This window comes from Mycolicibacterium psychrotolerans (assembly GCF_010729305.1).
Taxonomy (GTDB): Bacteria; Actinomycetota; Actinomycetes; order Mycobacteriales; family Mycobacteriaceae; genus Mycobacterium; species Mycobacterium psychrotolerans.
The window spans coordinates 250,496-272,497 of sequence record NZ_AP022574.1 but is presented as its reverse complement, the minus strand read 5'-3'; the positions used below and the strand labels follow the sequence as shown (position 1 = coordinate 272,497).

At 69.2% G+C, this 22,002-nt stretch carries 24 protein-coding genes and 1 riboswitch; of the genes, 16 read left to right on the top strand and 8 right to left on the bottom strand.

Annotated features, from left to right (window positions below; translation table 11 throughout):
• Nucleotides 1-128: 128 nt before the first annotated feature.
• The 3 genes from aceA (at nt 129) to G6N45_RS01360 (ending at nt 3,305) form a co-directional block, all read left to right on the top strand.
• Nucleotides 129-1,415, top strand: coding sequence for an isocitrate lyase (aceA, locus tag G6N45_RS01370; protein WP_163720082.1), 1,287 nt, complete (start codon nt 129-131; stop codon nt 1,413-1,415).
• Between the two features lie 73 nt (nt 1,416-1,488).
• On the top strand, nt 1,489-2,343 hold the full coding sequence (locus G6N45_RS01365; protein ID WP_163720080.1) for a 3-hydroxybutyryl-CoA dehydrogenase: 855 nt from the start codon (nt 1,489-1,491) through the stop codon (nt 2,341-2,343).
• A gap of 101 nt (nt 2,344-2,444) precedes the next feature.
• Nucleotides 2,445-3,305 carry a hypothetical protein gene (locus G6N45_RS01360; protein ID WP_163720078.1) on the top strand — a complete coding sequence of 287 codons (861 nt, stop codon included), beginning with the start codon at nt 2,445-2,447 and terminating at the stop codon, nt 3,303-3,305.
• Nucleotides 3,306-3,383: 78 nt separating this feature from the next.
• On the opposite strand, the gene G6N45_RS01355 is transcribed toward G6N45_RS01360, so the two are convergent.
• Nucleotides 3,384-4,250: a polyphosphate kinase 2 family protein gene (locus G6N45_RS01355; RefSeq protein ID WP_163720076.1), complete on the bottom strand. Its 867-nt coding sequence runs from the start codon at nt 4,248-4,250 to the stop codon at nt 3,384-3,386.
• Nucleotides 4,251-4,254: 4 nt separating this feature from the next.
• Nucleotides 4,255-4,959, bottom strand: a complete 705-nt coding sequence (locus G6N45_RS01350) for a TetR/AcrR family transcriptional regulator (protein ID WP_057150442.1) — start codon at nt 4,957-4,959, stop codon at nt 4,255-4,257.
• Between the two features lie 83 nt (nt 4,960-5,042).
• Between G6N45_RS01350 and G6N45_RS01345 the strand changes: the two genes are divergently transcribed.
• The 6 genes from G6N45_RS01345 to deoC all read left to right on the top strand — a co-directional run bounded on the left by G6N45_RS01345 (nt 5,043) and on the right by deoC (nt 9,023).
• Nucleotides 5,043-6,368, top strand: a complete 1,326-nt coding sequence (locus tag G6N45_RS01345; RefSeq protein WP_163720074.1) for a DUF445 domain-containing protein — start codon at nt 5,043-5,045, stop codon at nt 6,366-6,368.
• A 91-nt stretch (nt 6,369-6,459) separates the two neighbouring features.
• Nucleotides 6,460-6,966 carry a helix-turn-helix domain-containing protein gene (locus G6N45_RS01340; protein ID WP_163720072.1) on the top strand — a complete coding sequence of 169 codons (507 nt, stop codon included), beginning with the start codon at nt 6,460-6,462 and terminating at the stop codon, nt 6,964-6,966.
• 15 nt (nt 6,967-6,981) lie between these two features.
• Nucleotides 6,982-7,605 carry a heparin-binding hemagglutinin gene (locus G6N45_RS01335; RefSeq protein ID WP_163720069.1) on the top strand — a complete coding sequence of 208 codons (624 nt, stop codon included), beginning with the start codon at nt 6,982-6,984 and terminating at the stop codon, nt 7,603-7,605.
• A 58-nt stretch (nt 7,606-7,663) separates the two neighbouring features.
• A complete protein-coding gene (locus tag G6N45_RS01330; protein ID WP_163720067.1) occupies nt 7,664-7,945 on the top strand; it encodes a DUF2516 family protein in 282 nt (93 codons plus the stop codon).
• Nucleotides 7,945-8,355 carry a DUF2599 domain-containing protein gene (locus G6N45_RS01325; protein ID WP_163720065.1) on the top strand — a complete coding sequence of 137 codons (411 nt, stop codon included), beginning with the start codon at nt 7,945-7,947 and terminating at the stop codon, nt 8,353-8,355. Before G6N45_RS01330 ends, G6N45_RS01325 begins: the two co-directional genes overlap by 1 nt.
• The gene (deoC, locus tag G6N45_RS01320) at nt 8,355-9,023 is read left to right on the top strand and encodes a deoxyribose-phosphate aldolase (RefSeq protein ID WP_163720063.1); all 669 of its coding nucleotides are present in this window, start codon (nt 8,355-8,357) and stop codon (nt 9,021-9,023) included. Before G6N45_RS01325 ends, deoC begins: the two co-directional genes overlap by 1 nt.
• Nucleotides 9,024-9,034: 11 nt before the next feature.
• On the opposite strand, the gene G6N45_RS01315 is transcribed toward deoC, so the two are convergent.
• From G6N45_RS01315 to G6N45_RS01295, 5 genes are all read right to left on the bottom strand, one after another.
• Nucleotides 9,035-9,892 (bottom strand): LmeA family phospholipid-binding protein, encoded by an 858-nt coding sequence (locus tag G6N45_RS01315; protein WP_163720060.1) that lies wholly within the window; start codon nt 9,890-9,892, stop codon nt 9,035-9,037.
• Nucleotides 9,889-10,704: a carbon-nitrogen hydrolase family protein gene (locus tag G6N45_RS01310; RefSeq protein ID WP_163720058.1), complete on the bottom strand. Its 816-nt coding sequence runs from the start codon at nt 10,702-10,704 to the stop codon at nt 9,889-9,891. Before G6N45_RS01310 ends, G6N45_RS01315 begins: the two co-directional genes overlap by 4 nt.
• A 14-nt stretch (nt 10,705-10,718) precedes the next feature.
• A complete protein-coding gene (locus G6N45_RS01305; RefSeq protein ID WP_163727573.1) occupies nt 10,719-11,867 on the bottom strand; it encodes an agmatinase family protein in 1,149 nt (382 codons plus the stop codon).
• Between the two features lie 21 nt (nt 11,868-11,888).
• Nucleotides 11,889-11,955, bottom strand: a riboswitch (guanidine-III (ykkC-III) riboswitch).
• Nucleotides 11,956-12,006: 51 nt separating this feature from the next.
• Nucleotides 12,007-12,846 carry a class I SAM-dependent methyltransferase gene (locus tag G6N45_RS01300; protein ID WP_407664267.1) on the bottom strand — a complete coding sequence of 280 codons (840 nt, stop codon included), beginning with the start codon at nt 12,844-12,846 and terminating at the stop codon, nt 12,007-12,009.
• Nucleotides 12,825-13,331, bottom strand: coding sequence for a DUF2505 domain-containing protein (locus tag G6N45_RS01295; protein WP_163720056.1), 507 nt, complete (start codon nt 13,329-13,331; stop codon nt 12,825-12,827). Before G6N45_RS01295 ends, G6N45_RS01300 begins: the two co-directional genes overlap by 22 nt.
• A 26-nt stretch (nt 13,332-13,357) precedes the next feature.
• Here G6N45_RS01295 and G6N45_RS01290 point away from each other — a divergent pair, with 26 nt between their 5' ends.
• The gene (locus tag G6N45_RS01290; RefSeq protein ID WP_163720054.1) at nt 13,358-14,407 is read left to right on the top strand and encodes a UDP-N-acetylmuramate dehydrogenase; all 1,050 of its coding nucleotides are present in this window, start codon (nt 13,358-13,360) and stop codon (nt 14,405-14,407) included.
• 15 nt (nt 14,408-14,422) lie between these two features.
• Nucleotides 14,423-15,724, top strand: a complete 1,302-nt coding sequence (locus G6N45_RS01285; protein WP_163720052.1) for a L,D-transpeptidase — start codon at nt 14,423-14,425, stop codon at nt 15,722-15,724.
• Between the two features lie 77 nt (nt 15,725-15,801).
• Here the strand turns inward: G6N45_RS01285 and G6N45_RS01280 are convergent, their stop codons facing one another.
• Entirely contained in the window at nt 15,802-16,557 is a 756-nt protein-coding gene (locus tag G6N45_RS01280) for an SDR family oxidoreductase (RefSeq protein ID WP_163720050.1), read from the bottom strand.
• A 189-nt stretch (nt 16,558-16,746) separates the two neighbouring features.
• On the opposite strand from G6N45_RS01280, the gene G6N45_RS01275 reads away from it, so the two are divergent.
• The 5 genes from G6N45_RS01275 (at nt 16,747) to G6N45_RS01255 (ending at nt 22,001) form a co-directional block, all read left to right on the top strand.
• On the top strand, nt 16,747-18,042 hold the full coding sequence (locus G6N45_RS01275; protein WP_170312421.1) for an ROK family protein: 1,296 nt from the start codon (nt 16,747-16,749) through the stop codon (nt 18,040-18,042).
• A gap of 35 nt (nt 18,043-18,077) precedes the next feature.
• Nucleotides 18,078-19,388, top strand: coding sequence for a D-inositol-3-phosphate glycosyltransferase (gene mshA, locus G6N45_RS01270; RefSeq protein ID WP_163720048.1), 1,311 nt, complete (start codon nt 18,078-18,080; stop codon nt 19,386-19,388).
• Nucleotides 19,385-19,906: a type III secretion system chaperone family protein gene (locus G6N45_RS01265; protein ID WP_163720046.1), complete on the top strand. Its 522-nt coding sequence runs from the start codon at nt 19,385-19,387 to the stop codon at nt 19,904-19,906. Before mshA ends, G6N45_RS01265 begins: the two co-directional genes overlap by 4 nt.
• An 18-nt stretch (nt 19,907-19,924) precedes the next feature.
• Nucleotides 19,925-20,677 (top strand): phosphoglyceromutase, encoded by a 753-nt coding sequence (locus G6N45_RS01260; protein ID WP_163720044.1) that lies wholly within the window; start codon nt 19,925-19,927, stop codon nt 20,675-20,677.
• Between the two features lie 139 nt (nt 20,678-20,816).
• Nucleotides 20,817-22,001 (top strand): sensor histidine kinase, encoded by a 1,185-nt coding sequence (locus tag G6N45_RS01255; RefSeq protein WP_163720042.1) that lies wholly within the window; start codon nt 20,817-20,819, stop codon nt 21,999-22,001.
• The last annotated feature ends 1 nt before the right edge of the window (nt 22,002 follow it).

The following is a 22,002-nucleotide window of genomic DNA, read 5'->3' as shown; positions in this document are numbered from 1 at the left end:
TTCCCGTGTCCATTGGCGAAAGTTTACAAGCGAAACGGGTGGACCTGCGGTTATGGCGTGATGCATGCTCGGATCAGCACGCCAGTGAAGAAGCTGGAACATTAACAATCGTTTGAAGGAGCAGTCCTATGTCGACCGTGGGCACGCCGAAGTCCCCCGAACAGATCCAGCACGACTGGGACCACAATCCGCGGTGGAAGGGCATCACTCGCACCTACACCCCGCAGGACGTCGTTGCCTTGCAGGGCCACGTGGTCGAGGAGAGCACGCTCGCCCGCCGCGGCGCCGAGGTGCTGTGGGAGCAGCTCCACGACATGGACTACGTCAACTCGCTGGGCGCCCTGACCGGCAACCAGGCCGTGCAGCAGGTCCGCGCCGGCCTCAAGGCCATCTACCTCTCGGGGTGGCAGGTCGCCGGTGACGCCAACCTCTCCGGCCACACCTACCCCGACCAGAGCCTGTACCCGGCCAACTCGGTGCCGCAGGTCATCCGCCGGATCAACAACGCGCTGCTGCGCGCCGACCAGATCGCCAAGGTCGAGGGCGACCGCTCGGTGGAGAACTGGCTCGCCCCGATCGTCGCCGACGGTGAGGCCGGCTTCGGCGGTGCGCTCAACGTCTACGAGCTGCAGAAGGCGATGATCGCCGCCGGTGTCGCGGGCTCGCACTGGGAGGACCAGCTGGCGTCGGAGAAGAAGTGCGGCCACCTCGGTGGCAAGGTCCTCATCCCCACCCAGCAGCACATCCGCACTCTGACCTCGGCCCGCCTCGCTGCCGACGTCGCCGACGTCCCGACGGTCGTCATCGCCCGCACCGATGCCGAGGCCGCCACGCTGATCACCTCCGACGTCGACGAGCGCGACCAGCCGTTCATCACCGGTGAGCGGACCAAGGAAGGCTTCTATCGGGTCAAGAACGGCCTGGAGCCCTGCATCGCCCGCGCCAAGTCCTACGCGCCGTACTCCGACCTCATCTGGATGGAGACCGGCACCCCGGACCTCGAGCTCGCGAAGAAGTTCGCCGAGGGCGTCAAGGCGGAGTTCCCGGACCAGATGCTGGCCTACAACTGCAGCCCCTCGTTCAACTGGAAGCAGCACCTGGACGACGCCACCATCGCGAAGTTCCAGAACGAGCTCGGCGCAATGGGATTCAAGTTCCAGTTCATCACGCTGGCCGGCTTCCACGCGCTGAACTACTCGATGTTCGATCTGGCCCACGGCTACGCCCGCAACCAGATGAGCGCCTACGTCGAGCTGCAGGAGCGCGAGTTCGCCGCCGAGGAGCGGGGCTACACCGCGACGAAGCACCAGCGCGAGGTCGGCGCCGGCTACTTCGACCGGATCGCCACCACCGTTGACCCGACCTCGTCGACCACCGCGCTGGCGGGCTCGACCGAAGAGGGCCAGTTCCACTGAGCTGTTGAGGCATGACAGCATGAGCCCCGCCCGATGATCCGGGCGGGGCTCATCGCTGCACAGAGGAGAACCAGTGAGCATTGAACGCGTGGGAGTGGTCGGCGCCGGGCAGATGGGCGGCGGCATCGCCGAGGTCTGCGCCAGGGCCGGGGCACAGGTGACCGTCTACGAGCCGTCGACGGAACTGGCCGAGGCGGGCCGGGCGCGCATCACGGCGTCGCTGGAGCGGGCCAAGGCGAAGGGCAAGCTGGCCGCCGACGAGTTCGAGATCACGCAGGCCCGGCTGACGTTCACCAGCGACCTCACCGACCTGGCCGACCGCCAGCTGGTGATCGAGGCGATCGTCGAGGACGAGGCCGTCAAGGCTTCCGTGTTCGCGAAGCTCGACGAGATCGTCACCGATCCCGACGCGGTGCTGGCGTCGAACACCTCCAGCATCCCGATCATGAAAATCGCTGCGGCGACGAAGAATCCGAGCCGGGTGCTGGGGCTGCACTTCTTCAACCCCGTGCCGGTGCTGCCGCTGGTCGAACTGATCAGCACGCTCGTCACCTCCGACGACGCGATCGCGCGGGTCGAGCAGTTCGCCGGGGAGACGCTGGGCAAGAAGGTGGTCCGCTGCGGCGACCGCTCGGGCTTCATCGTCAACGCGTTGCTGGTGCCCTACCTGCTCTCGGCGATCCGGATGGCCGAGGCGGGCGTGGCCAGCGTCGAGGACATCGACACCGCCGTGGTCGCGGGGCTCTCGCACCCGATGGGCCCGCTGCGGCTGTCCGACCTGATCGGACTGGACACCATGAAGCTGATCGCGGACTCGATGTACGACGAGTACAAGGACGCCCACTACGCGCCGCCGCCGCTGCTGCAGCGCATGGTCGAGGCGGGGCAGCTGGGGAAGAAGACCGGCAAGGGCTTCTACAGCTACTGACGCCCCCGCCGAGGGCACGCTTTCTGACGAGTTCTGTCGCGATATCCGTCAAAATGCGTGCACTCGGGAACCGAAGAGTCGCTCCGTGCGCCTAGGTCAGTGTGGGGGAGATCATCGTCGGGTCCGAGGCCCTCGCCGCCGGGGCACTGACGCGCCACGATCTGCGGCGGCGGTACGTGAAACTGCATCACAACGTCTACGCCCCGGTGGGAATGGCGCTGACGCCTCGGGACCGCGCGTATGCGGCCTGGCTGTGGTCGGGGCGAAGCGGCACGTTGGCGGGGCTGTCGGCGGCGGCGATGCACGGTCCCCGGTGGCTGCCGCATGATCGCGCCGCTGAGCTGACGCGGGTGCGCTCGGCTGTCGCGCCAGGGATACGGATCCATCGGGAGGCGTTGCTCGACGAGGAGGTGTGCCTCGTGCAGAGCATCGATTGCACCACCGTGGCCCGCACCGTCTTCGACATCGGGCGCCGAATTGCCGGCGATGAGGCGATCATTCGTATCGACGCGCTCCTCAACGCCACTCGCGCCGCGGTGGCGGACGTCGCCGTCGTCGCCGCTGGTCATCCCGGCGCCCGGGGGATTCGAAGCCTCCGGGGAGCCATGGCACTCGTCGACGGAGGTGCCGAGTCACCACAGGAGACCCGGACCCGTCTTGTCCTCATCCGAGCGGGTGCACCCGCCCCGCAGACTCAGGTCCCGATCCGAAACGCTTCCGGTCGGGTGGTGCGTCGCATCGATATGGGCTGGCCCGAGTACCGCGTGGGCGTCGAATACGACGGCGAGCAGCACTGGACGGATCCGGCCGCGCACGCCGAGGACATCGCCCGGCTGGACTTCCTGGCCGAGCAGGGCTGGATCATCATCCGCGTCAGCGCGCGACATCTTCGCGATACACCCGACGACATCTGGCGGCGTGCCGAGCAGGCGCTCCGGCGACGGGGATGGCCCGGCACCTGAATGCGCGCCGAACGTACGGATTGTGATGAAAATCGCGCGAAAAGCGTCAGGAACCGTACGCTCGGCGGCGCCTGAGCCCTAGGCCTTCTTCAGCCGCTTCTTCTCCGCCTCCACGTCGAAATCCGGTGGCGGCCAGGACATGTTGAGCTGCTTGAGCGCCTCGATCATCAACTCGGTGACCGCGAGACGGCTGTACCATTTCCGATTGCACGGCACGACATGCCACGGCGCGTACTCGGTGCTCGTGCGATCCAGCATCGCCTGGTACGCCTCCTGGTAGAGGGGCCACTTCAGCCGCTCGTCGATATCGCCAGGGTTGTACTTCCAGTATTTGTCCGGCCGCTCGAGGCGCTCGGCGAGGCGCCTCTTCTGCTCGTCGAGGGAGACGAACATCGCGACCTTCACCAGGCTCGTACCGCTGGCGATCAGTTCGCGTTCGAACGCGTTGATCTCGTCGTAGCGCGGCTCCCACACCTCCTGGGGCACCAGGTTGTGCACCCGCACGATGAGCACGTCCTCGTAATGCGAACGGTCGAACACCCCGATGTGGCCCGCCGGCGGCAGAGCCTTGCGGATTCGCCACAGGAAGTGGTGTGACAGCTCCTCGGGTGTGGGCTTGCCGAAGTTGTGGTAGTCGACGCCCTGCGGATTGCACCCTCCGACAACGTGTTTGACGATGCCGCCCTTGCCTGCGGTGTCCATGCCCTGCAGCACGAGCAGCACCGAGCGGTGGTCGTCGACCCGGCTGCGGGCATACAGCATCTCCTGCAGCTCGGCGAAGCGCACGTTGCGCTCCTCCTGCAGCGTCGGGGCGTCGGACTTCTTGCCGCGGAATCCCGGCGTGGCGTCGGGGTCGATGTCGGCGACCAGGTCGCCCGGCTTGAACCTCAGCAGCGAGTGCGGTTCATGCGACCACAGCGACGGAAGCTCAAGGGTCTCGGTCACCCACCTAGTCAAGCAGCTGAGTGGGCAGTTCCGGGGAAGGATGGTTCTGCTCGCGGAACCGCGACAGCGATCCACCCACCTCGACGATGCCGCACAGCGCGCTCCACGACAGCATCGTCAGGTAGTCGATCAGCTCGTCAGCGCTCATCCGCGGGTGCGACATCCACGAGTGCGTGGCCAGCTGCACGCCGCCGACGGTGTGGAACGCCCACGGCTCGGCACCGCCGGGGTCCATCCCGGCTGACACCATGCGTCGGCGCAGCATCACCGCGAGCATGCGCGCGATGATCTGCTCGGAGTCGGCGACGGCCTTGCTCTTGCTGGCCGAGTTGTTGGCCATCACGAACCGGTAGGGCTCGGGCTCGTTGGCGACGGTATCGACGTAGACGCGGATGATCTCGCGGGTCAGGGCGTAGCCGTCCAGGTTCGACGTCAGCGCGGCGGCCATGTTGGGGATCAGCGTGGTCTGCGCGAAGCGCATCATCACCGCGGTGGTCAGGTCGTTCTTGTCGACGAAGTAGCGGTACAGAACGGTCTTGGACACCCCGATCTCGGCGGCGATCTCGTCCATGCTGACGTTGCTGCCCAGTCGGCGGATGGCCTCCAGGGTGCCGTCGACCAGTTCGTTCCGGCGCTCGACCTTGTGCCGATGCCAGCGCTTTTTGCGCCCATCGGTTTTGACCGCCACCGGCGGGGAATGTTGTGCCACGTTCGCGGTGATCCGTTCGTTAGTCCTTGTCGATAATACGGTGGCCGGGCGGTGCCGGTTGGCCGCGCGGGGATGATGAATAGGTGGCACATCGAGTGAACGTCCCGGACGCCGGGCAACGACCCCGGGCGAGCTTCGCCGAGAAGCTCGCCGGAGTCGATTCTGCAGCCGATGCCGAGCGGCGGCGCGCGCTGCGGCGCATGAAGGTCGTCGCGCTGAGCTTCCTCATCGGGGCGTCGGTCATCTTCCTGCTGTGCACCTGGGCGCAGTCCCACGGGGCGGCGCCGTGGGTGGGCTACGTCCGCGCGGCGGCCGAGGCGGGGATGGTCGGCGCGCTGGCCGACTGGTTCGCGGTGACCGCGCTGTTCAAGCACCCCCTGGGCCTCCCGATCCCGCACACCGCGATCATCAAGCGCAAAAAAGACCAGCTCGGCGAGGGTCTCAGCGACTTCGTGCGGGAGAACTTCCTGTCCCAGGAGAACGTGGAGACCAAGCTGCGCGACGCCGACGTCGCCAGCCGGGCCGGCAAGTGGCTCGCCGAACCGGTCAACGCCGAACGGGTGGCCACCGAGACGTCGACGGTGCTGCGGGTGCTCGTCGAGATGCTGCGCGACGAGGACGTCCAGCAGGTGCTGGATCGGATGATCGTCAAGCGCATCGCCGAGCCACAGTGGGGACCGCCGATCGGCCGGGTGCTGGCATCGCTGTTGGAGGAGGGTCGGCAGGAGGCACTGCTGCAGTTGCTGGCCGACCGGGCGTTCCAGTGGTCGCTGAACGCCGGTGAAGTCATCGAGCGCGTCATCGAGCGCGATTCGCCGACGTGGTCGCCGCGCTGGATGGACCACCTCGTCGGTGATCGCATCCACCGTGAGCTGATGGACTTCACCGACAAGGTGCGCCGCAACCCCGACCACGAGCTGCGCCGCTCGGCCACCAAGTTCCTGTTCGAGTTCGCCGGCGATCTGCAGAGCGACGAGTCGACGATCCAGAAGGCCGAGAACGTCAAGGACCAGATCATGGCCCGCGACGAGGTCGCGCGGGCCGCCGAGACGGCCTGGAGCGCCGCCAAGCGCATCATCTTGGAGTCGGTCGACGACCCGTCCTCGACACTGCGCGCCCGCATCGCCGACTCCGTCGTGCGCATCGGGGAGTCCCTGCGCGACGACGCGGATCTGCGCGACAAGGTGGACAACTGGATCGTGCGCGGCGCGCAGCATCTGGTGGGCGAGTACGGGGCGGAGATCACGACGATCATCACCGACACCATCGAGCGCTGGGACGCCGATGAGGCGAGCCGGCGGATCGAACTCCACGTGGGCCGTGACCTGCAATTCATCCGGATCAACGGCACGGTGGTGGGGTCGCTGGCCGGCCTGGCCATCTACACGATCGCCCAGCTGCTGTTCTGACCTGCGCTAACTGAGTGCTTGCAAAAGTTAGCACTCAGTCGTACCGTGGTGTTGTCGGTAAAACACCACGGCAGCGAAGGAGGGCAGCACCATGGCGCAGGACGAGAATCTCGCCGCGGTCGTCTCCAGCGCTGCCCAGGACATCGGCAGCTTCATCCGGTCCCAGCGGGAAGCCGCGCAGGTCTCGGTGCGGCAACTCGCCGAGAAGGCCGGTGTCAGCAATCCCTATCTGAGCCAGATCGAGCGGGGATTGCGCAAGCCCTCAGCAGATGTGCTGAACCAGATCGCCAAGGCGCTGAGGGTGTCGGCCGAGGTGCTCTACATCCGGGCCGGGATCCTCGAACCCAGTGAGACCAATCAGGTGCGCGACGCCATCATCACCGACACGGCGATCAACGAGCGGCAGAAGCAGGTGCTGCTCGACATCTACACGTCGTTCTGCCAGCAGAACGAGGCGGCACTGCTCGAGGCTGCGGCCGAGGCGGGACCGTCCAGTGCAGACGACAGTGTCCGTGACGACGACGAGGAGTCGACGACGGAACGCGACAACGGCCCTCTGCAGATCACGCAATCACCCCAACAGACCTCAATCAGTTAGTGAAAGGAAACACCCATGGCTGAGAAGAATCAGCTCGAGATCGACGACCTGAAAGCCCCGCTGCTCGCCGCCGTCGGCGCCGCCGACCTGGCCCTCGAGCGCGTCAACGAGATCGTGGCCACGCTGCGCGAGCGCGCCGGCGAGGCCCGCACCGATGCCGAGGCGCGCGTCGAGGAGAGCCGTGCCCGCATCACCAAGCTGCAGGAGGAGCTGCCTTCTCAGGTCGGTGACATCCGCACGAAGCTGACCTCCGAAGAACTGCGCAAGTTCGCCGAGGGCTACGCCGATGCCGCGCAGTCCACCTACACCAAGCTGATCGAGCGTGGCGAGGCCGCCCTCGAGCGCCTGCGCAGCCAGCCGGCCCTCGAAGGAGCCGCCACCCGGGTCGAGGGGTACACCGACCAGGCTGTGGAGCTGACCCAGGAGGCGCTGGGCAACGTCGCGACGCAGACGCGTGCGGTCGGTGAGCGTGCCGCCAAGCTGGTCGGCGTCGAGCTGCCCAAGCGCACCGAGTCGGCCGCCGAGCCGGTGAAGAAGGCCGCCAAGAAGGCCCCGGCCAAGAAGGCCACCCCGGCCAAGGCCGCCGCCAAGAAAGCGCCCGCCAAGAAGGCGCCGGCCAAGAAGGTCACCCAGAAGTAAGCGACGACTCCCTTCGGGGAAGTCGAAAAGGGGACGTAACCCGCCTAGGCTGTCGAGCGTGGAGCTCCAAGGCCTTGTGGGTTACGTCCTCTTCGCGTTGCAGGTCGCCGTCCTGGTGACGACGGTGTACGCGTTCGTGCACGCAGCGATCCAGCGACCCGACGCCTACACCGCGGCCGAGAAGCTGACCAAGCCGGTGTGGCTGGTGATCCTTGGGGTCGCCGTTCTGCTGGCGCTGGTGCTCGGCATCACGGGGGTGGCGATCGCGGCCGTGGCCGCGGGGGTCTACCTGGTCGACGTGCGCCCGAAAATCCTGGAGATCCAAGGGAAGTCGCGCTAGTGCGGCTCGCACTTAGCGCGGCGGCCGCCTGCGCGGTCGCGCTCACCGCGGCTCCCCACGCCGCCGCCACCCCGGCGCCGCAGCCTCCGCCCTACATCGACCACGTGAAGTGGGCCAAATGGGGTGACCTGTCGAGCCTGCGGGTGTATCCCACCGCGGCCGGGCGTGACACCTCGGGCCGCCCCGGCACGGCGGCGCAGGCCGACGAGGCGTGGGGCGAGATCCTCGCGCTGTCGCCCGACGTCGCGATCGCCGGCATGAAGGAGCAGTTCGTCTGCCACTGGCAGTTCGCGGAGATCGTCGAGCCCGGCAAGGTGAGCTGGAATCTCGAGCCATGGCGACCCGAGGTCGGCCCCGATGAGATGATCGCCGCCGGGTGCAACCCGGGCGGCACCGAAGAACCGTTCTGATGGGCTACACCCGCGCTCAGGTCGCCGCCGCGGTCGACCACACCTTGCTCAAACCCGAAGCGACAGAGGCCGATATCGTCGCGCTGCTCGCCGAAGCCGTGGAGCTCGACGTGTACGCCGTGTGCGTGTCGCCGCCGTTCGTGCCGACCGCGGTGTCGCTCGCCTCCGGCCGCGCCGTGGCGTCCGTGGTGGGTTTTCCGTCAGGCAAACACCTTTCGGTGATCAAGGCGCACGAAGCCGCCGTGGCGGTGGACGCCGGCGCCCGCGAGATCGACATGGTGATCGACGTCGGCGCCGCCATCGGCGGGGAACTCGACGTCGTCCGTGCCGACGTCGCGGCGGTCCGCGATGCGGCGCCAAAGGCAGTGCTGAAGGTGATCGTCGAGTCGTCGGCCCTGGTCGAATTCGGGGGCTGGCCGCTGCTGACCGACGTCTGCCGGGTCGCCGAGGATGCTGGCGCCGATTTCGTCAAGACCTCGACCGGCTTCCACCCCGCCGGCGGCGCATCGGTGCGTGCCGTGGAAGTGATGGCCGCCGCCGTCGGCGGCCGCCTCGGCGTCAAGGCCAGCGGCGGAATCCGTTCGGCAGCAGACGCGACCGCGATGCTCGACGCGGGCGCGACCCGGCTAGGGTTGTCCGGCACCCGCGCGGTGCTCGACGGTCTGTAGTCGGCGAACCGCTACAGGTTGCCGAAGCAGGGATCGTCGGTCTGCTTCGGCATCGACGCGTTCTGTGTCGAAAAGCGGCTCTGCACACCGGTATCGGTGACCGACACCGAGTCGGCCTTGATGTCCAGCGGATAGTTCTGCGTCAGCTGCGCGGTGAACGCGTCCAGGGCGGGCTGCACGGCCTCGCGCGGCAGCGTGAAGCCCAGCCCGGTTACCTTCTGCACCGACAGCGCGATGCCGCCGTCGACGACCTGCGGCTTGGCGGTGATGCTGCCCAGCGCGCCCTCGAGTTCGATCGTGCCCTCGCTGGCGTTGGTGGTCACTCCGGTGACGAAGCTGCCGATCAACGGAATGGCGCCCTGGATGGTCTGTTTGATGCCGTCGGCCGACCACGCGATGTCGGCCACCAGAGACCCGACCGTTCCGCTGGAGGTCGGGGTGTCCTGCAGTCGCACGTCGTCGATGTCGAGGTTGAGCTTCATCCCCTTGGCGTCACGGACCTGGTTGCCCGCGGTCTCGATGCGGATGTTCGTGTAGTGGCCGGACATGTGCTGCATCAGGAACGGCGGCAGCACCCCGAACGACGCGGTCGCGTCATCCTGCACGACGCACTCGATGACCCCGGCCACCACGGTGTCGGCCCGGTGCCGCGCGTAGAGCTCCCCGCCGAGCAGGCCGGCGAACACCAGTGCCACCACGATCACCACTGCCAGGACGACAGACAGCGGGTCGCTGAAGAAATTCTTGATCTTCGCCGGCAACGAGGAGCCTTCCTGCGGGGGCGCGGACGGATGCTGCGGGTACTGCGGCGGTGGCGGTGGGAACGCCGGGCCGGATTGCTGGGGCGGGCGGGCCCAGGGATCGGTCACCGCAGCGATTCTGCCCTACCGGCATGAGCAAAGCCTGAGCGGTTGTGCATGACCGCGACGGTCGTGCGGGCCTTGCGCGCGGCGTCGAGGTCGACGTCGCAGACCACCAGTTCCGGATCCGCGCCCGCGCCGGCGAGCACCTCGCCCAGCGCGGAGGCCACCAGACTGCCGCCGACGCCGGTCGGCCCGAGGGCCGCGAGCTCGTCGCCGGGATAGGCCTGTCCGACCGCGGCCACCACGCTCGACGTGTCGATCGCCCTGGCGCGGGCCAGCAACGTCCACTGCTCGAGCTTGCCGGGCCCGGTGCCCCACGACGCGTGCGCGGTGATGAGCTCGGCGCCGCGCTCGGCGAGCTCGATGTACAGCTCGGGGAAGCGGATGTCGTAGCAGAGCGTCAGCCCGACCGTCACCCCGTCCACGACGATGGTGACCGGCTCCCGGCCCGGCGCGACCGTGTCGGACTCGGTGAACCCGAACGCGTCGTACAGGTGGATCTTGTCGTAGCGGGCGTCGACCCCGGGACCCGTCGCGATCAGCGTGTTGGTGACCCGGCCGTCCTCGGACGGCACAAACATGCCCGCGACGACGACGATGCCGGCGCGGTCCGCGATCTGGCGGACCGCGTCGGCCCACGGACCGTCGAACGGTTGCGCGACGGTTCCCAGCGGAACCCCGAAGCGGCACATCGTCGCCTCGGGGAACAGCACGAGCGAGGCGCCGGCCTCGGCGGCCAGCCGGGTCTGCGCCTCGACCAGGCCGAGGTTGGCCGCCGGGTCGGCGCTGCTGCGGATCTGTGCCAGGGCTACACGCATGACATCCAGACTAGTTACGGACCCCAGGCGGGACGATTGGCCTTGGCGGCCTTGTTGCCGAGCTTTCCGGAGCGGACCTGCGCGGCCAGGCTGTCGAGGATCACCCGCGAACTCATCAGCGCGGTCTGCTCGGCCCAGTCGTACGGCGGGGAGCACTCGACGACCTCGATACCGGCCAGCCCCGGCTCGGAGATCTTCTTGACCAGGTTGAGCGCCTCCCGCGGCAGCAGACCGCCGGGCTCCGGCCAGCCCGTGCCCGGCACGAAGCCGGCGTCGATCACGTCGATGTCGAACGACAGATACACCGCCTTGGCGCCCTTCCAGGCCACCTCGAGCGCGATCTCGGCGATCTTGTCGATGCCGACGCGCTCCACGTCGCCGACCGTGATGACCGTCGACTTGCGTTCCCGCCCGACCTTGACGCCCTCGCGCGGCGACTGCCACCCGCCGATCCCGACCTGCACCAGGTTCGTCGCCGGCGCGTTCTTGATGTTGGTGGCGTGGAACCACGGGGTGGTGTGCATCCGCTCGTCGAGATCGGTCTCCTGGGTGTCGACGTGGCGGTCGAAGTGGATGATCCCGATGTTGCCGTCCATGTACGGCGCCAGGCCGCGGATGGTGGGGAAGCCGATGGAGTGGTCCCCGCCGAGCACGATCGGCATCACGCCCTTGCTCGCGACGTGCGCCATCGCCTGGCTGATCTGATCGAACGACTTCTCCAGATTGCCGGGGATCGTGAAGACGTCGCCGATGTCGACGATGTTGAGCTGCTCGCGCAGGTCGACACCGGACTCGTAGTTGTAGGTGCCGAACAGATTGGTCGAGCGCCGGATGCCCTGCGGCCCGAACCGGGTGCCGGGCCGGTAGGTCGCGCCGGCGTCGAGCGGGACGCCGAACACGGCGACCTCGGCGTCGTCGACCTCGTTGACGTCCTCGATGAACGGGCACTTCAAGAACGTGCCGCGCTCGCCGGCGAAGTGCGGCTTCTCGCCGCGCACGAACGTCGAGATCGTGCGGTCGTTGATGGTGGGCGCGGCCTCCAGCCCGTAGCTCAGCCCCCGCTCGATCTCCTCGCGCAGCCGGCGGTCGCCGAGCCGGGCCTCGACCTGCTGGGCCCAGGCGCCTTCGGCGTTGGGCAGACTCGGATCGGGCATGTCGGGCAGGTCGGACATGAGTTCTCCTCATCCGCGTCGTCTTGTCGCTGACCGGGTACGACGCACCTCGTCCGGGGAGCGGGGTCACCGGCTCCTGGCAGTCATTGTCAGCACGCCCGCGATGGCCTGTCCACCGGAGAGCGATACCTCACTCGAGCGGGGCGACGACCGGCCACGGCACCGTGAGGATGCCGTCGCGCAGCGTGCGCCGCGGCGGAACCACCGGAAACCCCTCGGCGACAAGGATGTCCAGCATCGCCCGCCAACGCACCCGCGGGCCGAACACGCCGTGGCCCGCGCTGCTCGCCCAGGCGCGGTCGGCGGCGGTGAGCAGCGTGTGGATGGGCTGGCCGGGCACGTTGTGGTGGATCAGCACTTTGGGCAGACGTTCGGCCAGATCGGACGGCCGCTCGATGGCGAACGGGTCGCAGGCGAGTGTGAGGCTCACCGCCGACGTCGCATCGAGGAGCATCCAGGCGCAGCGGCGGCCCAGCTCGTCGCAGGTGCCGTCGACGATCAGCCCGCCCGGCGCCAGGCCGCGGCGCATCGCCGTCCATGCGCCGGGCACCGCCTCGGGCGGGTACTGGCGCAGCACGTTGAACGCCCGCACCAGCACCGGGCGGTGGCCGGCCAACTCGAAACCGCCGAGGGCGAAGTCGACCCCCGGCGCCGCCCCGTCGGACACAGCGGCCACGCCCGCGCGCACCCGCTCGGGATCGATCTCGAGCCCGACGACGCGCACGTCGGAACGCACCCGGCGCATCCGCACCGCCAGCTCGAGCGTCGTCACCGGCAGCGCGCCGTAGCCGAGGTCGACGACCAGCGGGTCGGCAGCGCTCTGCACCGCGGTGCGCACCCGCGGCGAGTGCACCAGCCACCGGTCGCTGCGCCGGAGCCGGTTGTGGCCGGTGGTGCCGCGGGTGACCGCTCCGAGTGGGCGGGAGCCGGCGCCGGTCACCTGTGCGCTCAGCTGTTCTCGGTGATCCACACCGTGGTGAACCGTTGTTCGGCGATCAGCAGGTCGACGAGTTGGCTGCCGATGAAGTTCTCGATCTTGCCGCCCACCAGCGGCACCCGTACCTCGACGGTGGCGGTGAGGGCCATCCGCGAGCCGGGCTGGGCCGGGCCGAGCACCGCGGTGCCGGTCAGCCCCGCCGGCGCCCCAGGGATCGCGCCGGTGACCGTCGCGCTCGCCCGTCCCTCCCGGATCGGCGACCACAGCTCCTCCCGCACGAAACTGAGGTCACCGCGGTGGAATTGGGTGACCACCCCGGGAAGCCGGCCGGCGCGCAGCGTCTGCGTGGTCCTGACCCGGATTCCGCCGTCGGCGTCGATCGTCATGTCGTCCAGCGTGGCGTAGTCGGCGCCGGAATCCTGCAGGCGCACGAGCCAGTACTCCTCGTCGCGGAACGCCCGGTGGACCTGTTCGACCGTGCCGCCGTACTCGGCGGCCATGTCGAATGAACGCGGCATGGCAAACCACGCTACCGTTACCGCCCGTGGTCACTTCGTCTATCGCGGGCGTGGCGGTCGCCGAGGATGTGCCGTTGGCGCCGCTGACCACCCTGCGCGTCGGCCCCGTGGCGCACCGGCTGATCACATGCGTGACGACCGAGCAGGTGGTCGCGGTGATGCGCGCCGTGGGCCCGGAGGCGCTGATTCTGGCCGGTGGATCCAACGTGGTGCTCGGCGACGGTCTCGGGGCGGCCACAGTGGTACGACTCGCCACCCGGGCGGTGACCGTCGACGGGCCGCTGCTGCGCGCCGAGGCGGGGGCGGTCTGGGACGACGTCGTCGCGGCGTCGCTGGCTCACGGGCTGGGCGGGCTGGAGTGCCTGTCGGGCATCCCCGGATCGACGGGTGCGACGCCGGTGCAGAACGTCGGCGCCTACGGGGCGGAGGTCGCCGACACCATCAGCCGCGTCCGGCTGCTGGACCGGCGGACCGGTGAAGATCGCTGGGTGCTTCCCGACTACCTTGAATTCGGTTATCGCACAAGCATTCTGAAGGGTTCGGCGAACGCGGTGGTGCTCGAGGTCGAGTTTCGGCTCGACCCGGACGGCCGTAGCGCCCCGCTGCGCTACGGCGAGTTGGCCTCGGCGCTGAACGTCGAACCGGGGGAGCGCGCCGACCCCGCCCGGGTGCGCGAGACCGTGCTGAGGCTGCGGGCCGGCAAGGGCATGGTGCTCGACGACGCCGACCACGACACCTGGAGCGTCGGATCCTTCTTCACCAACCCCGTCGTGCCGCAGGCGCAGTTCGAGCGCCTGGCGGCCGGGGTGGACGGCGCCGTCCCGCACTATCCAGCCGATGCCGGGGTCAAGCTCGCGGCGGCGTGGCTCGTCGAGCGGGCCGGATTCGGCAAGGGCTACCCCGGCGAAGACGCGCCGGCGCGGCTGTCGACCAAGCACGCGCTGGCTGTGACCAATCGCGGGAACGCGACGGCAACGGATGTGATCGCGCTGGCCAGGGCCATTCGCGACGGTGTCGCGGCGACGTTCGGGATCGATCTCACACCCGAACCGATTCTGATCGGGTGCGTTCTCTAGGTACGCTGTCGACACGTGAGCCCTGCCAACCCGGTGCCGTCGCTGAACCGACGGCGAGCACTCGCCGCCCTCGCGGTCGGCGTCGTCGCACCGGGAGCGCTCGCGGCGTGTATGTCCAGCGACAAGAACTCCTCGTCCGGTCAGTCGGCCGGGGACGCGCCCGCCGCGCCGCAGCTGCACTACGAACCCAAGGATGCCGCCGACGACGTCGCCCCCACCTCGCGGGTCGCCGTCACGGTCGAGAACGGCTGGTTCCAGAAGATCAGCCTCACCAACGCCGACGGTAAGCCCGTCGCAGGCGCGCTCAACCGTGACCGCACCGAGTTCACCGCCTCCGAACCGCTGGGATACGGCGTCGAGTACCGCTGGGCGGGCACCGTGGTCGGGCAGGACGGCAAGGCGGTGCCGGTCAAGGCGTCGTTCACCACCGTCGACCCCGACATCCAGGTCAACGGGCAGTTCCAACTTTCCGACGGGCAGACCGTCGGCGTCGCCGCGCCGATCATCCTGCAGTTCGACGCCGCCATCGCCGACGAGGACCGGGCCGAGGTGGAGAAGGCCGTCAAGGTCACCACCACCCCGGAGGTCGAGGGCAGCTGGGCCTGGCTGCCCGACGAAGCCGGCGGCTCGCGTATGCACTGGCGGACCAAGGAGTACTACCCGCCGGGCACGACGGTGCACGTCGACGCGAAGCTCTACGGCGTGCCGTTCGGTGAGGGCGCCTACGGCGCGTCGGACTCCACGCTGGACTTCACCATCGGTCGTCGCCAGGTCGTCAAGGCCGAGGCGTCGAGCCACCGCATCCAGGTCCTCGACGAGGGCGGCGCGGTGATCATGGACTTCGCCTGCAGCTACGGCGAAGGCGACCTCGACCGCAACGTCACCCGCAGCGGCATCCACGTGGTCACCGAGAAGTACGAGGACTTCTACATGTCCAACCCGGCCGCCGGATACGCCAATGTGCACGAGCGGTTCGCGGTGCGAATCTCCAACAACGGCGAGTTCATCCACTGCAACCCCAACAGCATCGGGGCCCAGGGCAACACCAACGTGACCAACGGGTGCATCAACCTGAACCTGGAGAACTCCCAGGAGTACTTCAACTCGGCGATGTACGGCGACCCGGTCGAGGTGACGGGCACCCGCATCGATCTGTCCTACGCCGACGGCGACATCTGGGACTGGGCGGTGCCGTGGGACGAGTGGACGTCCATGTCGGCGCTGTCGTCGCAGAAGCCTTCGCAGCAGATCCCGAGTACGGCGCCGGTGACGCCGTCGGACGCGCCGCAGCCGGTCAGCGGCCGTCCCGGCGGCTAGTTTCATACGCCCAAACCGACATTCGGGTGCGAAATCGGCCTCTTTTCGCGCCGAAACGTTGGTTTGGGCGCATGTGATCAGGTGCGGTTGAAGCGCGATCCGCTGGCGCCGCTGACCTGATCCCGCGGGCGCACCACGATGAGGTCCAGATCCACGTGTGACGGCCGGCTCGCGACGAAGCCGATCACTTCGGCGATGTCCTCGGCCACCAGCGGCGTCACACCCTGGTAGACCTTCTCGGCACGGTCGGCGTCCCCCTCGAAGCGGTTCAGGGAGAAGTCCGTTTTGACCATGCCGGGCGCCACCTCGGTGAGCCGCACCGGTTTTCCGAGCAGTTCGCTGCGCAGCGTGCGGTGCAGGACGCCCTGGGCATGCTTGGCCGTGGTGTAGCCGGCGCCGTTGTCGTAGATCTCGACGGCCGCGATCGAGGTGACGGTGACGATGAGCCCGTCTCCGGACGCGATGAGCTTGCCCAGCAGCGCGCGGGTGACGTGCAGCGTGCCCATCACATTGGACTCCCACATCCAGCGCCAGTGGTCGATGTCGGCGTCGGCCACCGACGCAAGACCCCGCGCCCCGCCTGCGTTGTTGACCAGCACGTCCACCCGGTCCAGCCGCCCGGCCATCGCCGCCACGGCCTCCGGGTCGGTGACGTCCGCCACGATCGCGGTGCCGTCGATCTCGGCGGCCAGCGCCTTGATGGGCTCTTCGCGGCGGGCCACACAGATCACGTGAAAGCCTTGGGCGGCAAGGGTTCTCGCGGTGGCTTCGCCGATCCCGGCGCTGGCACCGGTGACCACGGCGACTCTGCGGGCATCAGATGGCGTCGTCATGCACGCAACCCTAGCGCCCGTGTTAAATTGACCCCGTGATCCGAACCGGTCAGGCAGTTCACGCTGCCGCGCGGCGTGCGTGTTGTTGTCGCGCACCCCGCCGCGCCTGACTGCGCCCGGACGAGATCCCGTCCGCTGAGTCGCCAGGGTGTGGCACCGCCCCCCACCGACCGACTCGAGGACGATCCCATGACCCACTCCCTCGCCGCCCGCTCGCACGCGACCCAGGCCAAGCGCACCGCACCCACCGCAGGCACCGGCCGCTACCCGCAGGCACTGCTGCACCACATCGTCGCTCCGGCGCTGCGCGTCCCCGAGGCCGCCGCGGCGTCGGTGTTCGCCGCGGCCCGGCAGCGCGGCCCCATCGCGCGTGACGTGATCGCCCAGGTCACCGGCCTGTCGATCGCCACCGTGAACCGCCAGGTCACCGCACTGCTCGACGCAAGACTCTTGCGGGAGCGCGCCGACCTCGCGGTGTCGGGCGCCATCGGCCGCCCACGCGTGCCGGTCGAGGTCAACCACGAGCCGTTCCTCACCCTTGGCGTGCACATCGGCGCCCGCACCACCAGCATCGTCGCCACCGACCTGCTGGGCCGGACGCTGGACGTCGTCGAGACACCGACGCCGCGCGGCGTCCAGGCCGGTGCGCTGGACGCCATCGCAGGCAGCGCCCGCCGCTACCTGAGCCGCTGGCACCGCCGGCGCCCGCTGTGGGCCGGGGTCGCCGCGGGCGGCGTCGTGGACAGCACCACCGGTTACCTGGACCATCCGCGCCTGGGCTGGTCGGACGCGCCCGTCGGGCCAGTGCTCGCCGAGTCGCTCGGCCTGCCCGTGTCGATCGCCTCGCACGTCGACGCGATGGCGGGCGCGGAACTGCTGCTCGGGGTTCGTCGCCCCCCGGGCCGCACCTCGACCAGCCTGTACGTCTACGCCCGCGAGACCGTCGGCTACGCCCTGGCCATCGGCGGGCAGGTGCACTCCCCGACCAGCGGCCCCGGCACCATCGCGGCGCTGCCGGCCCAGTCGGAGTTGCTGGGTGGCAGCGGTGAGCTGGAGTCCACGGTCAGCGACGAGGCGGTGCTGGTCGCCGCGCGCAAGGCGCGCATCATCCCGGCCGACGGTCCGGCGTCGACCGTCACCGCCGTGCTGCGCGCGGCGCGGCAGGGCAACGAGCAGGCCGCGGCGCTGGTCGCCGAACGCGCCCGCGTGCTCGGCGAGGCCGTCGCACTGCTGCGCGACATGCTCAATCCCGACGACCTGGTGGTCGGCGGTCAGGCCTTCACCGAGTATCCGGAGGGCATGAGCACCGTCGAGTCGGCGTTCGCCGCGCGTTCGGTGCTGCCGCACCGCGACATCCGGGTGACGGCGTTCGGCAACCGGGTGCAGGAGGCAGGCGCGGGCATCGTGTCTCTGGGAGGCCTCTACGCCGATCCGATCGGCGCGATGCGCCGGGCGCAGTCCCGCAGGCCCGAGGTGAGTGCCTGAGCAGGTCGCCACGGGCGCGGTGTAGACATGACGGTGTGCGTCCAGCGACCGACCCTCTGCCCGTGCCGCGCAGGGCGGCGGTGCTGTCCGTGCACACCTCCCCACTGGCTCAGCCGGGGACCGGCGACGCCGGCGGGATGAACGTGTACGTGCTGCAGACGGCCCTGGAGCTGGCGCAGCGCGGCGTGGACGTGGAGATCTTCACCAGGGCGACGTCGTCGTCGGACCCGGCGGTGGTGCGGGTCGCGCCCGGCGTGCTGGTGCGCAATGTGGTCGCCGGTCCGTTCGAGGGCCTGGACAAGAACGATCTGCCCACCCAGCTGTGCGCGTTCACCGCCGGGGTGCTGCGCGCCGAGGCCACCCACGAACCCGGCTACTACGACATCGTGCACTCGCACTACTGGCTCTCCGGGCAGGTCGGCTGGCTGGCCGCCGACCGGTGGGCGGTGCCGCTGGTGCACACCGCGCACACGCTGGCCGCGGTCAAGAACGCCGCGCTGGCCGACGGCGACTCCCCGGAGCCGCCGATGCGAGCCATCGGTGAGCAGCAGGTCGTCGACGAAGCCCACCGGCTCATCGTGAACACCGAACATGAAGCGGCCGAACTGGTTTCGCTGCACCAGGCGGATCCCGCGCGCATCGACGTGGTGTACCCCGGCGTCGACCTGGCCACGTTCACCCCCGGTGACAAAATCGCCGCCCGCGCAGCGCTCGGACTCGATCCGCGGGCGCCGATCGTCGCGTTCGTCGGCCGCATCCAGCCGCTGAAGGCGCCCGACGTGCTGCTGCGCGCGGTCGCCCGGCTGCCCGAGGTGCAGGTGCTGATCGCCGGCGGGCCGTCGGGGTCGGGTCTGGCCACCCCGGACGGTCTCGTCCTCCTGGCCGCCGAGTTGGGGATCACCGACCGCGTGACGTTCCTGCCGCCGCAGTCGCGTGACGGCCTGGTCGCGGTGTACCGCGCCGCGGACATCGTCGCGGTGCCCAGCTATTCGGAGTCCTTCGGGCTCGTCGCGGTCGAGGCGCAGGCCTGTGGGACGCCGGTCGTCGCGGCCGCGGTGGGCGGGCTGCCCGTCGCCGTGCGCGACGGGGTCAGCGGTGCGCTGGTCGACGGCCACGACCCCGCCGACTGGGCGCGCACCCTGGCCGGTGTGCTGGCCGCCGGGCCGGCCACGATGAGTCGTGCCGCGACCGAGCACGCCGCGTCGTTCTCCTGGCGGCACACCGTCGACATGCTGCTGGACAGCTACGGCCGGGCGATCGCCGATCACCGCGGTAGCCATCAGCGCCAGCCCACTGCCCGCCGCGGCGGGCGCCGATTCTCGATGCGCAGGGGAGTGCGGGCATGAGCGATCGCACGCAGAACGCACAGGCCGTCATCGAGAGCACGCTCGCCGAACACGATCTGCCGTTCACCCGTCACAAGGGCGCGGCGGGCGGCCTGCCCGGGCTGGTGGTCGCGCTGCCCGGCGAGCGGCGGCTCACCACCAACACCATCCTCACCGTCGGCGAGCACTCGGTCCGCATCGAGGCGTTCGTCTGCCGCAAACCCGACGAGAACTTCGAGGGCGTCTACAAGTTCCTGCTCAAACGCAACCGCAGGCTCTACGGCGTCGCCTACACGCTCGACAACGTCGGGGACATCTACCTCGTCGGCCGGATGTCGCTGTCGTCGGTGACCCCCGACGAGATCGACCGGGTGCTGGGCCAGGTGCTCGAGGCCGTCGACAACGACTTCAACACCCTGCTGGAGTTGGGGTTCCGCACCTCCATCCAGAAGGAGTGGGAATGGCGTGTCTCGCGTGGTGAGTCGCTGAAGAACCTGAAGGCTTTCGAGCATCTGATCGACGACCACGACAAGAACTGACCGTGAGAGGATCTGCCCATGGCAGATACCGCGACGCTGATCCTCGTCCGCCACGGCGAGAGCGAATGGAACGCGCTGAACCTGTTCACCGGGTGGGTCGACGTCGATCTGACCGAGAAGGGCCGCGCTGAGGCCGCGCGCGCCGGCGAGATGATCAAAGAACTCGACCGACTCCCCGACGTGCTGTACACCTCGCTGCTGCGGCGCGCCATCACCACCGCCAACATCGCGCTGGACAAGGCCGACCGGCACTGGATCCCGGTGCACCGCGACTGGCGTCTCAACGAGCGCCACTACGGCGCCCTGCAGGGCCTGGACAAGGCCGAGACCAAGGCCAAATACGGCGACGAGCAGTTCATGGCGTGGCGGCGCAGCTACGACACCCCGCCGCCGCCGATCGAGCGGGGCAGCGAGTTCAGTCAGGACACCGACCCCCGCTACGCCGACATCCCCGGCGGCGCGCCGCTGACCGAATGCCTCAAAGACGTCGTCGAACGGTTCGTGCCGTACTTCACCGACGTGATCGTGCCCGACCTGCGCGCCGGCAAGACCGTGATGCTCGCCGCGCACGGCAATTCGCTGAGAGCCCTGGTCAAATACCTCGACGGGATGTCTGACGAGGACGTCGTCGGGCTCAACATCCCGACGGGTATCCCGCTGCGCTACGACCTCGACGGCGACCTGAAGCCGACGGTCGCCGGCGGCACCTATCTGGATCCCGAGGCCGCGGCGGCGGGCGCGGCCGCGGTGGCCGCCCAGGGCGCCAAGTAGGGGTCGGCATCCCCGCCCGGCGAACAATGGGTGAACGGCGCAGAACGCGGAACCGAACTTCCGTCTTTGCGTCTGTGATGTGTCCCGTTTTGGCCGCACGCTGCTGGGATGACGTTCACCGAGTGCGTACGATTTTCGCGTGAGTGTCGTATCGGCGCTGCTGCTCGCGGCGATCGTGGCACTGCTCGCGTTGTCGATCGGTGTGGTGTTCGGCGTGAGGGCAGCTCCGCGCCTACGCGAGCGCCGTCAGCGCCGTTCGGTCGAACAGAACGGCATCACCGTCTCGCAGATGCTCCGCCACGCCGTCGCACAGTCCCCGGTCGGAATCGCAGTCGTCGACACCCACCGTGACGTGGTCTACACGAACACCCGCGCCACCGAACTCGGATTGGTCCGCGACCGGTTGCTCGACGATCGCGCCTGGCAGGCCGCGCAGCGGACCCTGGCGGGCGGCCAGGACGTCGAGTTCGATCTCGCACCGCGCAAGCGCGATCACCCAGGGCGCTCCGGACTGTCGGTGCGCGGCCACGTGCGGCTGCTGACAGAGGACGACAGGCGGTTCGCGGTGGTCTACGTCGCCGACCAGTCCGAACACGCCCGCATGGAGGCGACCCGGCGGGACTTCGTGGCCAACGTCAGCCACGAACTCAAGACGCCGGTGGGCGCGATGGGCGTGCTGGCCGAGGCGGTGCTCGCCTCGGCCGACGATCCCGAGACGGTGCGCCACTTCGCCGAGAAGATGGTCACCGAGTCGCACCGGCTGGCCGACATGGTGGGCGAGCTGATCGAGCTGTCCCGGCTGCAGGGCGCCGAGCGGCTGCCCGACCTGGGCGCGGTCGACGTGGACACCGTGGTGGCCGAGGCGCTCTCGCGCCACAAGGTGGCCGCCGACAACGCCGACATCAAGATCACCACCGACGCGCCGACGGGCTACCGGGTGCTCGGTGACGAGACGCTGCTGGTGACCGCATTGGCGAACCTGGTGTCCAACGCAATCGCCTACTCGCCCAACGGATCTTCGGTGTCGATCAGTCGTCGCCGGTGTGGCGACAGCATCGAGATCGCGGTCACCGATCGCGGTATCGGCATCGCCCCCGTCGATCAGGAGCGGGTCTTCGAGCGCTTCTTCCGAGTCGACAAGGCGCGGTCCCGGGCCACCGGCGGCACCGGACTGGGGCTGGCGATCGTCAAGCACGTAGCCGCCAACCACAACGGCTCGATCCGGCTGTGGAGTCAGCCGGGCACGGGCTCCACCTTCACCCTGTCGATCCCCGCGTATCCGCGTGACGACGACCCGAACGAGCACGACGACCGAGAGGACTGAG